This window comes from Shewanella sp. 10N.286.52.E4, from assembly GCF_041468785.1.
Lineage (GTDB): Bacteria > Pseudomonadota > Gammaproteobacteria > Enterobacterales > Shewanellaceae > Shewanella > Shewanella electrodiphila.
In genome coordinates this window covers 144418-159656 of record NZ_JBFRJJ010000005.1, presented here as the reverse complement: position 1 = coordinate 159656, position 15239 = coordinate 144418, and the positions used below count along the sequence as shown (strand labels likewise).

The following is a 15239-nucleotide window of genomic DNA, read 5'->3' as shown; positions in this document are numbered from 1 at the left end:
GTGGGGATCCCTCAGACTCTAACCTCCTTTACATATCATAAAAAACCACTCAGTGATTGTTCAAAGAGTGGCTGTTTTGTCGTTTGTATAAAGGCTTATAAAGAATTCACGAAAGCTTTTAACTTCATATCTCTATCAATGAGTAACGGATAATCTGTTCGCCCCTCCATTGGCCAACCATTGCGCCAAGTTTGCTTATCACTCACGCCCCAAAACGTAACACGGCCTATGCTTTCGCTATGTTTTTTATAGATAGCAAACAAATTTTGATAGCGGGATGCTAATTGCTGCTCTACTTCAATGGGTAAACCTGCAGCGTACGGATTATATTGTTGTTGAAGTGCGACATCTAATGAAACATCAGCGCCTGCTGCTAAGTTTTCAGGAAATGGTAGGACTGAAATATCAAGCTCTGTGACCATGACATCAACACCTGCTGCTGCAAACGCGACAATTGAATCTTCAACTTCCTTGAAGTCAGGATAATCTAGTGAATAATGCGCTTGCATGCCAACACCATCAATTTGAATGCCTTTTTGTTTCAGTCGCTTTATTAACGCAATAGCGCCTGCTCTTTTTTCAGGTTTAAACATGTTGTAATCGTTGTAATACAGTTTGGCATTAGGCGCTGCTTGTTGTGCATAAATAAAGGCTTGTTCAATGAAGTCATCACCAATAATTTGCTGCCATTTTGATTCACGCAAACTGCCATCTTCATTAAGTGCTTCGTTGACTACATCCCAAGCAAATATTTGATCAGCATAACGACCAGCGACATTTTTAATATGTGTTTCCATAACCTTTAATAATTGCTCACGATTTAAAGGGTTTCCTGCATCATCTTCGAACACCCAATCTGGCGTTTGCGAGTGCCAAACAAGAGTGTGCCCAACCAATTGTTGATTGTTGTTCATAGCAAAGTTTACTAATGCATCAGCAACGTCAAATTGATATTCATTAGGTAGCGGATTCACTGACTCCCATTTCATCGAATTTTCAGGCGTGAAGGTATTGAAGTGTTTAGCCGCTAACAATAGCTCTGGATCGGTAGGGTTCAATACTTGAGATTTACTGATTGCTGTACCCATTTTAAAGTTTTCAGCAAATTGATTTTTTAAAATAATATCATGAGTCAATGTTGCTGGTGCTTCAGGTTTTGATTGCTGAGTGACACCTTGGCCACTATTACAGCCTGACAGCCCTAAAACTACCGTGGCACAAGTTGCAATTAAGGATTTATTGAATTTATTAATTATTTTCATTACTTTCCATGTCCAGCTATTTGTAAGTAATCTGGCCGAATATTAATGCAATACATAGACCAAACAAGGTTTATAGTTGTCGTTTAATCGGATCTAATTAGTGACTGACAGTCTCTCATCCGAATAAATATTGGCTTTAATTACAGGCTCTTAATTATGCCTGCAACCAATAGCCTGCTAATACCAAGGTTAGAAATGCCTAACTGATGAGTAAAGTTTTCAGTTGGTCGCCCCTTTTTGTAAATCAAGTCCAAATCACTCATTATGATTATTCCTATACTGCTAGGTTATAATGAGAAATCACCAAATAGTCTTTTGGACAATAAGCTGATCTAAAATAGACTATTTGGCTGCTTATTAAAACATTTAAGTAACATTAATTTTATATTCACTGACGATTTAACTTCAGCACCAAACGAATGATTAGAGTCGTTATCACCAATAGCCGTTAAAGCCAGTACCAAATGGCTATAAGGTTTATCAACCACTAAGATCGGCAATATGAAATAAATAACAACAATGTCTATCAGCGGCGCTAAGCATTCAGCTTGAAATCGAATGTCTAGTTAAACAGTGCCTTGAATGCAGGCTTAGGTTGGTGTTTTCTATCCCATAGCAGCGAATAATTGGTGCGGTTCGGAATTGGATAGTCATTTTTCCACGACATTCCATCATGTAATCCCCAAAATGTGACTCTGTCGATCTTTTCATGCTTTGCTTTGAATATATCAAATAGCTCTGTATATCGTGCTGCTAATTTTGCTTCAATGTCAGCGGGTAAATGATCTGAATATGGATCTAAGTAAGTTTTAAATTCTTGCTCTTGAAACTGCGGGTGCATAAACCCTTGCCCAATAACTTGCCCTTCTTTGGTAAATGGCAACACATCAATATCGAGTTCAGTTATCATCACCTTCAGCCCCAATGCTGCGTATACATCTATTGCGTCTTCGATGAGATGACGTTTAGGAAAGTTGAGCCCCCAATGGGCTTGAATCCCTATTCCATCGATCTTAATGCCCTCACGTTGGAGCATTTTAATCATTTTAACAATGCCATCACGCTTGGCCGGTTTCCAGGCATTAAAATCGTTATAGTAAAGTTCAGTATTGGGCGCATACTTGGCGGCAAAGGTAAAAGCGGCTTTTGCCATTTCATCACCATTGCCGATGACATTAGTCCACACGGTTTGACGATAGTTGCCATCATCACCAATGACTTCGTTGAGCACATCCCAAGCATCCACTTTGCCACGATACCTTCCTGCAACTAACTTAATGTGTTGCTCCATACGTTCAATTTGTTGTTCTGGAGAATTTTGTTCACCATTTTTTTGTTTGAAAAACCAATCAGGGGTTTGGTTATGCCACACAAGCGTATGCCCAACGACGAACATATCGTTATTTTTACCAAAATCAATAAATTGATCCGCTGCCGTAAAGTTGAATTGATCTGGAAGTGGGTTAACGATTTCTGCCTTCATGGCATTTTCAATGGTGATGGTATTGAACTGTTTGGTGATAATTTTTGCACTAACGGGATCAAGCCCTGAGACTATTTCATCATTTACAGCGACACCAATTTTAAAATCATTTTTAAAATGTTGCTGTAAAATTTCTTTATTATTTGAGTCATTTAACGTTGCCTTTTCTTCTGCTGAGCTATGAGCTGAAAACATTATCGGAAATATTGTGACACCTAACATTGCCACCAATTGTTTTAAACCCTGATGTTTTAAAAATAACGTTTTTAAGATTTGTCTCATTCTTACATCCTTTGTATAAAATAGTGTTAGTCATCTTATTAGGATTTTCAGCTAATAGTCAATTTGACCATTAAGTTTATATTTGTTAACTTGGTGTTGCAGCGCTGCTCTAGGCCGTTAACTTTATTGCTCAAACCGATCCAAGAAATTGCATTGATGACAATACTCACTGAGACATTTTTAGAATGAATACAATAAGTAATATAATGATAAAAAGATTTTTTACATTTGGAGTATTGGCCGCTTTTTCATCACATCCCATGGCAGTTGATAAGCTACACAGTATGGATATAAAAGATACAATTCCTGAAATAATAGAAACTTGTCCTAAAAACATACTGCCTCTTGCAAGTGACTTATCACCCCTGTTAATTACTTCTGAGCTAAAATTCTTAGAAGGGCCAACTTGGTCAGCGTTTACAGATAAGTTTTATTTTTCAGAAATGGATTTTAATAGCCCTCAAACAAATGGGCCAGAAGCCGCTATTTATTCATGGAGCGAACAAGACGGTATTGAACTGTTTATTGAAAATAGCGGTACCAACGGACTCTTGTCTGATGGTAAACAGTTAATCAGCATGAATCATGATACACGTTCAGTGAGTAATTTTTCGCTAACGACTAAAGAACGAGTGGTAATGGTAAATGATTATAACGACGCGCTGTTTAACTCTCCCAATGACCTTATAAAACATCCTTCTGGTGAGTTATTCTTTACTGATCCAGACTGGCAACTAAGTGAGCGACCACAACAAACCCCCTTCACTGGCGTGTACAAAGTCAGTGAAGATAATAAAGTCACTTTATTATCAACAAAGTTCATTAAACCCAATGGTATTAGCTTATCTCCTGACAATAAAATCATATATATCGGGGATTACAGTCATCAAATATTTGCACTTCAACTTACCAAAAATAATGAAATTGGGGAGTTGTTGTTCAAAATAGACATTGATACACCGGATGGAATTAATGTGGATTGCGCAGGAAACATCTATGCAGCCAGTCATAATGAAGGTAATTTATATGTTTATAACCCACAGGGCGAATTACTTCAAAGTGTTTATGTCGCCCCTAAAATTACTAACTTAGCTTTTGGTGGAAAAGACTTAAAAACCATTCTAGTCACTACTGGCAATGGTTTATTTACCTTTAAATCTAATATCCCAGGCATAACACCAACTCATTCAAATTAATCTAATGTCTTAATAGTGGTGTCAATTCCTTTTCCTGTTGCAGCCCAATATATGCCGCCGTATAAATGAGCTAAGAAGACGTCATTTTGATAAACGGGTTTGATGTGACCTAGTGATGTATAAAATGAGCGGCCGCCATCATAGTTCTGGTACCAAGCAATGGGATGAAAGCTTCCCATACCATTGCCCTTTATTGTTCCCCAATCAGCGTTAGGGTTATAACTGGTTTCATCGACACTTAAAAGATAATTCAGTCCCGTTGAATTAGCTTCACCAAACTCATACCATTCGTCAGTCCACAGCATCTTTTCAGGCATTGACTCTAGACCAGGAAATTCACTAGACACTTTAGACAGCCAAGCTGTTTGCACTACTGGGTGTATAACGAACGTATGCCCAACGAGTTGTTGATACCATTGCCAGTCGTATTCTGTATCTGATGCACTGTGAATACCGACAAACCCTTTGCCCGACTGTATATAGCGTTTCAACGCTTGTTGTTGCTCATTAGACAGAATATCACCTGTCGTCGACAGAAATATCACTACATCAACATTGCTCAGATATTCGTCGTTAAAGTAATGGCTTTCTTCATGCCAAATCAAATTAAAATAATGTTTGTCAGCTAACTGTTCTAATGCCGTAACACCTGCTGGAATTGACTTATGATGCCATCCATTTGTTTTAGTAAACAACAGCACATTGAATTGTTTGTCAGGCAGAGAGTCAAAGCTCGTTGCATGAGCTGATTTATTAATAGGCAGACAAAAGACGACAAGCAAAAAAACAAACAACAAATGACTAATGGTCAAATTGGATTGAGGTATTTCGTGCTTAAAAAACGTATTCATTATCATTAGTATCCTAGTTAAATTTAATGAATAGATTGGCTGTTAACCTTCCAGTCATTGGATTGGTATTGATGTCTGATTCTGGTATTACTAGGCTAGAATGCAGTAACTGACCAGGGAAAATAATCAGCCTATTTTCTTGGTATGGGATCACTTTATAACATTCAAAATCTGGATGATGCTCACCGCAATAACCACTGTGTGATATCGTATTTACTGTCGCTTGGTATTCAGGTAAACGCCCTTCATTAATAAATTCATAACCACTGCTTCTATGTCGATAAAATGCTGTACCACCATGTTGATATTTAGATAAGTAATGAATACAAGCAATCAGGTTTGGTTGATAAGTATCAAAATGCGGAATGGTTTGTATTAATGACAAATCAGTTTCCTGTGTTGTCAGTAACGAATAGTAGTTATCACGTGGGCTTGGAGTAAGCTCCCGAGGCAAGTTAAAAACGCTATATAAAGGCTGCATCAAAGGTTTGAGATAGGAAACCACATCAGCTTTAGACATGGCAGATCTTATTCCCGGATATTGAGTATGCTTGTCCTGTGTAAAATATGCGCCAGCAATAATGACATCACGAACAAGTGCTATATCTGCAATATAATCATCAATAATAACAATAGGTATTCTACTGTTACCAATATACTCAACACTGGGTGTAATATTAGGGTTAATACTGAACATAGCGCTTTACAGTATATTAGATTTGCAATAATTATTAATGAAATCAATATGATTAGGCCAGCTATTAACTCGACGCTTTATAGACTGCTTAATTGTCCCTAAAAATTGTGCCAATTCTTGATCTGACATGTTATCGACAATGGGGTGATATTGTTCAGGTAACAACCCTTGGCCTAACATCACTTGTAGCCATGAAGCTTCGCCAAACAACTCTTGATCTGTTTTATACACTTGGCCACTTTGTTTAAACAAATCAATTCGTTTTTGTAAGCTCTCTGGTATATCCATTTGCTTGCAGTAACGCCAAAATTCACTGTCTTGACGTTCAGTTACATGGTAATGAAGTAAAATAAAATCACGAATATTTTCTATTTCTACTCGCATTTTCTGATTAAAATCATCAACAACGCCGCTTTCCATGGCTGTTGTTGGTAAATTTTGCATTAATCTTACTATGCTCTGTTGGATCAAATGAATACTGGTTGATTCTAGCGGCTCAATAAAACCACTGGATAACCCAATAGCCACACAATTTTTATTCCAATGCTTGCGTCGTGTGCCGGTACGAAACTTTAATACCCGAGGTTCATTAAGTTGTTCACCTTCAATATTTTCCACTAACAAGGCTTTGGCTTGATCATCAGTTAAGTACTTACTACAAAATACCAATCCGTTACCCATTCTATTTTGTAGTGGAATTTGCCATTGCCAACCTGACTCTCGCGCAATAGAACGAGTATAGGGTACTAATGGTTTTGTTTGTTTAGTTTGTACTGCCACAGCACTGTCACAAGGTAACCAGTGGCGCCAGTCGTCATAACCAGTATGAAGCGCATCTTCAATCAACAGGCCTTTAAAGCCTGTGCAGTCAATGAATAAGTCACCAGCAATACATTCACCATTAGCTAACGTTAATGAATCAATAAAGCCATTTTCATTATTCAAATTTACCTTAGCTATTGTTCCTTCGATACGCTTTGCGCTGTGCTTTTCAGCAAAGGATCTCAAAAAGCGGGCATATAAGCCTGCATCAGTATGAAAAGCATGGTTTCTGTCTTGGTTAGGTAGCACTGCAAATTTACCGACACGACTTGCTACATGCTCCGGGCAATAGTCGCCGATGTCGCTAGCAACGCCTTGCTTAAAGCCTTTAAGCCAAAAGTGCTGAAACCCCGCAGCCCAACAACTTTGACCAATATAGCCAAATGAATGCATATAGTCTTGGTTAACATCTCGCCAATTCTCAAATGAGATACCTAACTTAAACGTGGCATTGGTAGCCGCCATAAAGTCGGCTTCTTTAATTTTTAATAAGTCATGAAACACATGCAAGGTGGGTATTGTGGCCTCGCCCACGCCAACGGTGGGGATCAAGTCCGATTCAACTAACGTCACATTAATATTTTTACCTAATAACTTTGAGAAAGCCGCTGCGGCCATCCACCCTGCAGTGCCGCCGCCAGCGATTACTACATTGGTTATTTTTATTGTCATGTGAGTCGCCTGCAAAATTTATTAGTACTAATGGAATTTGTTTTTATAACTTATGATAGATTTGAAATAAAATCTATATAAAACAGTTTGATAAACTTTTTTAAAAACACTATAAGACATAAAAAATGACTAGTGTGTTTGCTGCTTATTTCTAAGTTCAACCAACTTTCTTATATGGGCTTGTGAAGCAATGATCATATATATTGCTTCTAGATAACCCTCTTTGTGCAGATGCAGTACTTTTTCTGCTGCTAATTGACCCAATATATCTTCGTTAATAGTATAAAAGCCGATCAGTTGATGTTTGCTGGCATTGTTTAACTCAACGTCGATAGTGACCGCTTCCAATAACTCATATCTTGTAAGGACTTCGATAAACATTTTATTTTCATCAACACCTTGGTGAAGCAACTCCAACATATTGGCAATGTTTTCCAAATATTCACTGTTACCACCATAGGGTAGAAATAGCTCAATACCTGTTTCTTCATTCACTCTTGGAGAGTCAATATCAAGCGTAATTACACGTTGAGGTTCAGTGTTACTGCTTAGCGTTGATTGCTGCATTCCAATATAAAAAGGCATTCTTTGCATTGAGATAGGGATATAACTGGCATCCCAATGACCATCGTTTAAGAATAGATTCTCATTATTAGTGAAGCCAAATAAAGTCACTGGGGTAAATTCTCCCGTATCAGCATTCTTTTGGAACATAATCGGATAATGAGCTTGCACGGTTTTAAATTCCGCCACAAATGTTTGGGAAAACCACTGGTCATCGCCGTATTTTGCAGAACGCTCGGTAATGATTTTAAGGTCTTTATGTTCAATGTTATTGAGCAGTACATGCTTGGCCATGGGTATACCCTTTGATAATGATTGATTACTGTTGAGTTATGCGTGAATGAAGAACTAACCATACAATTTGATGATTATTGTGAAGACAATATGCATATTTAACAGCGAGTTGTGATTAGCTTTAAATTCAGTTTTTGTACTTGATTTGGATAAAGGGTGATAGCGACTGGGGGCAGCCGCTATCATTTACAGCTCGCTACTAGAACGTATAGCGAACCCCTAATCCATATCTTGCGCCTGTTTGTGTCGTTTCAAACACTAATTGGCTTTGACGACCATGTTTTCTTACGACTTCTTCAGTGATGTTAATACCTTCAGCAAAGACGGTTAGGCCCTCAACAGCAGGAATATCATAACTAACATTAAAGTCTATTTGATAATATTCTTCAGTATAAATAGGCGTAGTTAAATCACCGTTAACTCTTTTGTCTGATAAGAATTGATCGCGCCAGTTATAAGCTATACGAGCTTGAAAACCATAGTTATCATAGAACAAGACTAAATTTGCGGTATCACTTAAGCCAACCAAGGCTTCAGTATCTTCAAGCGAACTATCATCATATTGCAGGTCAGAATCAACCATGGTGTAGTTAGCTATCCCCCCAAAACCTGAGTCCCAGAATAAATGTTGAACGTTGAATTCAAAACCATCGATAGTATGTTCTGTATCGCCATTCACAGGGACATTAAGGTTAAATACTACACCTTCATCCGTTAATGGGTCGCCAACAATACTACCGCCATCAAGCAGTCCATCTTCATCAAAATTTGGTGTTACATTTGGATCATCTGCATAATTTTCGAAGATATAAGTTCTAATTTGTTCATTTGACGCATTAGCACCTAAAGCAGCAACTGCCGCATTAAATTTATCGCCATTAAGTGGATCTGACAAATTGAAGATATCTGATTGTTTCGATCCATAACTAATCCAGTTCGACACGTCTTTTTTGAAGTAGCCGATAGATGCATAGCTTCCTTCGTCGTAATACCACTCTGTCGATAAGTCGTAATTGATTGACTCTAATGGCTCAAGGCCAGGGTTACCTGAACTACCGGTATAACCGCTTAAGTTACCGCCGGTATTAATTGTGGTTCCACCTAGTAATGAGTTATAACCCGCACGAGAAATCGTCTTACCCGCAGCAGCACGGACACGTAATTCGTCAGTTACATCAAGATTGAAGTTAATGTTAGGTAAGAACAAATCATAATCTGCACTTTGACTTAAGGTTTCAATACCTGTTTGCCCAGTAACTGAAGTCGATGTATCTTCATTCCACTCAACACGGCTATAACCTGGTGCTGATGCTGTTGATACCACATCTGTTTGCTCGTAACGTAAGCCAACATGCACACTAAATGGCATATCAAACATGTCACCTAAGTAATTTGCTTGAATGTAAGCAGCGGTGGTTTCTTCTTCAGTAAAGCGGTTAGTATCAGCATCCCACTGGGTTGAAGCACAGAACTGGCCTTCACCATTAGGTCCAGCTGCTGCGCCAGATGCGGCCTGACAGTCACCATATAAACCATCAACATTAGCTACGGGATCTGCGTATTCTGCAGCATTAATAATTTCGTCAAAATCAGCAAAGAAAATACGATTGAATAAATCATAATCACTTTGAGTCGCTGTTCCTTCAAAATTGCCAGTGCTGTCATCAAACTTGTCTAAGATGGTGTCTTCAGTCCAATTAATATCTTCGAAATCACCTTCTTCACCCACTCCGCCCCAATCAGGACGTTGTACTTGGGTGTGGCGATAGCGGTTATTAACAGTATTAACTGACACACCAAAATCGATACTTAAATCACTGTTTAAATGGTACTTACCATCCAACTGAGTTTGATCAATTTCTGAAGTATATTTATCATTGGCAAACCAACTACCCGATAAACGCATGGTACTTGGATTAAAGTTCTCAATATCACCGATAGCAATACCAGGTAGGCTTCCTGTTAAATCAAGACCTGAACGAGTACGAGTATATGAAGGCAGTTGAACATTGTTTCGCGTACCATGGCGCGGATCAGTTGCTTCCATATTGGCTTTAGAGCTGTGATGATCCAGTGTTAACACTAAATCCTCAGTTACTTGCCAATCAATATTTAACCCTATTGAATCTGTGATTTCTTCACGGCCCCAAGCACCTACTGTTAATGAAGTATCTCGCAAATCTGCAGGGCTATTAATGTCATAAATTTCAGAGTAAATAAGGGGTACAGCATTGGGCTCGCCAGTCCATACTGATTCACTTCGATCACCTGCATAGTTGAACCAAACTGATGCATCAGTGTGTTGCTCTTCAATAGTATTTCTAAAAGTCGTGTAATCCGCTGTAATAGTTAGCGTTTCTATAGGACGGTATTGCAGCGTTAATTGACCATTAATACGTTCACGTTGACGTTCTTCAATAACATAACGTGGCTGTTGAGGGTTTGAGTAAATTCCAGATGTTGGACGGTTTGAACCACCGGCTTCACCAGCAGGAACACCACCCCAACCTGTATTGGTGTAATCACTTGCGCGATACCCCTGATCTTGAAGGAATTGTTTCATACCACTTTCGCGTTCTTGATAACTACCCGATATAGCGATACCGAATGTGTCATCAGCAAAAGTCTGTGAATATAAACCACTCAGTTCAGGCGTGACACCACCAGTCTCAGTTGATTGATCGTCAACAGCTTTACCTGAAATCGTTGCTGTTAAACCAGGCGCGCTTAGTGGTTTAAAACTGGTTAAATTAATTGTCGCACCGATACCGCCAGAAGTAACACTGGCATCTGAAGTTTTATAAACTTCAACACCTGATACACTTTCTGCAGCTATATTTGCGAAATCAAAGGTTCGGCTACCTGTAGTGTTCGGTAGTTGGCGACCATTTAAAGTAATTAAATTTTGCTCTGACCCAAAACCACGTACAGTGACAGTACTCCCTTCACCGTTTGAACGATCAATCGAAACACCAGTGATACGTTGTAATGATTCAGCTAAGTTAGTATCAGGGAATTTACCGATATCTTCAGCAGAAATAGCATCGACTACGCCATTTGCTTCTCGCTTTAAATCCATTGAACGGACTAAACTGCTACGAATACCTGTAACTTGAATCACTTCTACTTCATCAGTTGCTTCATCAGCAAAACTGTTTTGTGTTGCAGCCATAGAACCTAGTGCTGCTAGAATTGAAGTGGTTATTATCTTTTTATTAAACATTTCACTCTCCCCTCGCTTCGTTATTGCCAATATGGCAATGACTCCTTTTTAAATTAGTAACTTCCCCAGAAGTCACTAATTTCTTGATTTAAAAATCCAATAAAGAGTACTAACAAAGACGGCAATCGATTTCGTATGTTATTAAATCGTTAAATTCAATATAAAGCTATAGTTTGTCGATTCTCTGCTCATTTATTGCTTTATTAAATGTGTAAACTTTTCTGCGTCATTAGGCTTAAAACCTAATTGGTTATTAGCTGCTAGTCCTTTTGACTATTACTTATTTGGACAAATAAAAATCACAACCTAAACTATGATTTCTTTATTCATAAGCCGTTATTGTGATTATCTTTCCATTTTCATCGTGAAGTAATTCTGTTTTTTTAACGCATCGTAAATGTGTCTGACCCTTTGATAAAGTAGAGTCATGGTAAAATAAAAACCATTTGCCTTGATGGGATACAATTGAATGATGATTTGTCCAACCTAACACTGGGTTTAATATCACTCCTTGATAAACAAAAGGCCCATATGGGTTATCACCAATACCATATGCGATATTATGGGTATCGCCTGTTGAGTATGAAAAATAGTATTTACCATTATATTTATGAACCCATGACGCTTCAAAAAAGCGGCGCTCATTGTCTTCAGTTGTGATGGCGTTTCCATCTTCATCAAGGATAACTATATCTTTCACAGGTTCGGCAAGTGACAACATATCGTCTGATAGTTTAGCCATCTTAGCCGGTAATGAAGCTTGATCATCAGCTGGATATTGATCTTCAGATGAAAATTGTCCTTGATGCCAGTTTTGTAATTGACCGCCCCATAAACCACCGAAATATAAGTAATAACTACCATCATCATCTTCAAAAATAGCAGGGTCGATACTAAAAGATCCTTCGATGTAACTGTCTTCAGCGATAAATGGCCCTGCTGGAGATAAACTTGTCGCAACGCCTATTCTGAAAATCCCTTCTAAATCTCGTGCGGGAAAATAGAAATAATAAGTGCCATTTTTATGCGCTGCATCTGGCGCCCAAAGTTGTTTGCTAGCCCACTTAACATTCTCAAGACTCAATGCGACACCATGATCAATAACTTCATTTGTGTCATTCTCAATAGACAAGACATGATAATCACGCATTGCAAAGTGGTCGCCATCATCATTAATAGCATTATCTGTTTCTATATCATGAGAAGGATAAATATATATTTTATTATTGAAAACATGAGCAGATGGATCTGCTGTATAAATGCTAGTAATTAATGCTTCATCCTTTTGTTTAAAAGAATTGGCTTTTTTAATATCTAACGCTTGCTTCCTTTCAGCATCACTCACTTCATTATTAATCATGATTTCCCTTTTATTTACGGCAGAAGCCATAATAATTCCTCAACAATTTTATAATGTGCTTAATTAACCAGCACATAATTAAGTTAAACCTTAATTATAATGAATAAGGTTTCTTAACTTCACTTAATTTCAGCCAGGTTTAATTGAATCTTTTTAACTTCTAATTCTGTTAATCGATATTTACTAATAACAACTAGACAAACAACCGTGCAAATAATAGGTATACCAGCAAAGGCAAGTAAAATACCTGATAGTGTATGATCTGTTTGCACTTGATTAGGAATATAATCATAAGCTGATAATATCCAGCCAGCTAACGCCCCACCAATTGCAAAACCAAATTTAATTGCCAGTAAATGTCCAGAAAATGTAATTGCAGTCAGTCTTTTACCGATTTTCTCAACACCATAATCAACAGTGTCAGCAACCATAGAAAACATGATGGGCGTTATGATCATATGTGCAAAGTTAGCAATGAAATAAGTCACAAATATAAGTGCGATTTGATTACTATCAATGACGTAAAATAATGAATGAGAAATGATAACAACCACTAAAGCCACTTGAAACAGAATCTTTTTCTCAATGAATTTAGAGAGGAAGTTAGTCGAGATTGCCCCCAAGACTGAACCAACTGCCGCCAAGGTTAAGAAGTTTGATAGTAAGTCCTCATCACCGATGTAATATTTAATATAGTGCGGTGCAACAGATGCTCGAATTCCGATAAGGATCAACGTAGCAAGACTAATAATCGCGATAACCAGCCATTGGTCATTTTTAAATAGCTGAAAAAAGTCTTTAAAAATACTCTGAGTTGAGCGTTCATGTTTATCAGTTTCGTTGGTTAATGTTTCCTTTGTCATTGCAAAACACAATAAAAAACAAACTGCAGCTAATGAGCCCATGAATATCATCGCTAGCGGATAACCAACAGCATCTTCGCCTTGACCGAAATATTCAACTAAACGCGGTATTGCCCACACGATAACCACTAATGCAGCCATTGCCATGGCAAATCGATATGATTGTAATGATGTACGTTCTTTAGGATCCGACGCCATCACTCCGCCTAATGCACCATAAGGAATATTAATTGCGGTGTAACATGTCATTAACAGTCCATAAGTAACGTAGGCATATATGAGTTTGCCTGTGCTATCAAAATCAGGGGTTATAAACGCTAAACAGGCTAATAGACCGTAAGGTAATGCTAAAAATAGAATGTAAGGTCTATATGAGCCCCAACGTGTACGGGTTCTGTCGGCGATTCCGCCCATAATTGGATCAGTGAATCCATCAAACAATCGTACTGATAGAAGTAATGTGCCAGCTGCAGCTGCCGACAAGCCATAAACATCGGTATAAAAAATCAGCATGAAATTAGCGACCATTTGAAACACGATATTACTTGCAGTGTCCCCAAGGCCATATCCAAGCTTTTCTTTAATGCTGAGTTTATTAATAAAAGTGTCCATTACTGTTCCAACTAAAGGTTATAGTCACAAACACTATATCAAACCATTAACATTGTAAACAACTTTGATTAACTTTTAGCGAGATGTAAAAAAAGACAGCGAATGCTGTCTTTGTGATATTTTTAAATTTGATTTTAGTATTCGAATGTATAACCGAATTGTGCTAATTTTTCATAGACTTCCACATCAAACCGATACAGTGCAGCGGCACGATGCGCTACATTCCGTTGCTTTTCTTTACAGTCGATGAGTAAATCCATTTTTAATATTTTTCTGCGGAAGTTGGGTTTATCTAGCGTTACGCCCAATATAGATTCATATAAATCTTGCAGTTGTAACAGAGTGAACTTTTCAGGTAATAAACTGAAACCAATAGGTTCATGCCTTACTTTGTATTTCAGATGATTTAAACAACTGGCTAAAATATTATCATGATCAAACATCAGTGTTGGTACTTGTCTAACATCGAACCATTCACACTCAATCGCATTAGCACCATGAGTTAAGTTGGTGTCATCAAAACGGACTAAGGAATAAAAAGCAATGGTAATAATGCGTCTAGCAGGATAGCGGTCAACATCGCCAAATGCACCAAGTTGGTCTAAGTACAAGTTTTCAACACCTGTAGTATTTTTTACAACTCGAGATGCTGCCGTTTCAAGGTTTTCATTACTACGAACCCAGTGACCTACTAGTCCCCACTTATTTGTTGCAAGCCCTTGATTATATTTAACCAGCAACACTTTCAGTTTGCCTTCATGTAGGGTAAAAATAAGATTATCGACGGTTAAGTTACTAATACAATCAGTTGGGATGGTTTCTTCATCAATAACTTCATTTATAAAATTCACAGGAGGTTTCCAATTATTAAAGCAAGCTTTGATATAAAACATTAAGACGCACGGCAGTTAAGTCACCACTACCAAATGTTCTAACAGTTAAACACAACAGAATTGATAATCACTTTACTCATCAAAAACATAATTGTAAATGACTGTTACAGAATCCATTTATCGCTTTTAGGATGAAGAGTTGAATAAAAAGGAAGAAATACCTGG

11 protein-coding genes are annotated in these 15239 nt (G+C 37.9%); 1 reads left to right on the top strand and 10 read right to left on the bottom strand.

What is annotated here, in order from left to right:
- Window positions 1-95: 95 nt before the first annotated feature.
- Window positions 96-1262 carry an endo-1,4-beta-xylanase gene (locus AB4153_RS03025; protein WP_371996325.1) on the bottom strand — a complete coding sequence of 389 codons (1167 nt, stop codon included), beginning with the start codon at window positions 1260-1262 and terminating at the stop codon, window positions 96-98.
- A 562-nt stretch (window positions 1263-1824) separates the two neighbouring features.
- On the bottom strand, window positions 1825-3027 hold the full coding sequence (locus AB4153_RS03020) for an endo-1,4-beta-xylanase (protein WP_371996324.1): 1203 nt from the start codon (window positions 3025-3027) through the stop codon (window positions 1825-1827).
- 185 nt (window positions 3028-3212) lie between these two features.
- Here AB4153_RS03020 and AB4153_RS03015 point away from each other — a divergent pair, with 185 nt between their 5' ends.
- Complete coding sequence (locus AB4153_RS03015; RefSeq protein ID WP_371996323.1) at window positions 3213-4223, top strand: SMP-30/gluconolactonase/LRE family protein; 1011 nt, start codon at window positions 3213-3215, stop codon at window positions 4221-4223.
- Here the strand turns inward: AB4153_RS03015 and AB4153_RS03010 are convergent.
- From AB4153_RS03010 to AB4153_RS02975, 8 genes are all read right to left on the bottom strand, one after another.
- Window positions 4220-5074 carry a ThuA domain-containing protein gene (locus tag AB4153_RS03010; RefSeq protein WP_371996322.1) on the bottom strand — a complete coding sequence of 285 codons (855 nt, stop codon included), beginning with the start codon at window positions 5072-5074 and terminating at the stop codon, window positions 4220-4222. The genes AB4153_RS03015 and AB4153_RS03010 overlap by 4 nt on opposite strands.
- 13 nt (window positions 5075-5087) lie before the next feature.
- Entirely contained in the window at window positions 5088-5771 is a 684-nt protein-coding gene (locus AB4153_RS03005; protein WP_102527287.1) for a DUF6445 family protein, read from the bottom strand.
- 6 nt (window positions 5772-5777) lie between these two features.
- A complete protein-coding gene (locus tag AB4153_RS03000; RefSeq protein ID WP_371996320.1) occupies window positions 5778-7265 on the bottom strand; it encodes a tryptophan halogenase family protein in 1488 nt (495 codons plus the stop codon).
- Window positions 7266-7394: 129 nt separating this feature from the next.
- A complete protein-coding gene (locus tag AB4153_RS02995; protein ID WP_303517148.1) occupies window positions 7395-8123 on the bottom strand; it encodes a SapC family protein in 729 nt (242 codons plus the stop codon).
- A gap of 199 nt (window positions 8124-8322) precedes the next feature.
- The gene (locus AB4153_RS02990) at window positions 8323-11346 is read right to left on the bottom strand and encodes a TonB-dependent receptor (protein WP_371996319.1); all 3024 of its coding nucleotides are present in this window, start codon (window positions 11344-11346) and stop codon (window positions 8323-8325) included.
- 322 nt (window positions 11347-11668) lie between these two features.
- Window positions 11669-12736 (bottom strand): glycoside hydrolase family 43 protein, encoded by a 1068-nt coding sequence (locus tag AB4153_RS02985; RefSeq protein WP_371996318.1) that lies wholly within the window; start codon window positions 12734-12736, stop codon window positions 11669-11671.
- Between the two features lie 89 nt (window positions 12737-12825).
- On the bottom strand, window positions 12826-14181 hold the full coding sequence (locus AB4153_RS02980; protein ID WP_248956387.1) for a glycoside-pentoside-hexuronide (GPH):cation symporter: 1356 nt from the start codon (window positions 14179-14181) through the stop codon (window positions 12826-12828).
- A gap of 134 nt (window positions 14182-14315) precedes the next feature.
- Window positions 14316-15032: an NrtR DNA-binding winged helix domain-containing protein gene (locus tag AB4153_RS02975; protein WP_102527392.1), complete on the bottom strand. Its 717-nt coding sequence runs from the start codon at window positions 15030-15032 to the stop codon at window positions 14316-14318.
- Between the last annotated feature and the right edge of the window lie 207 nt (window positions 15033-15239).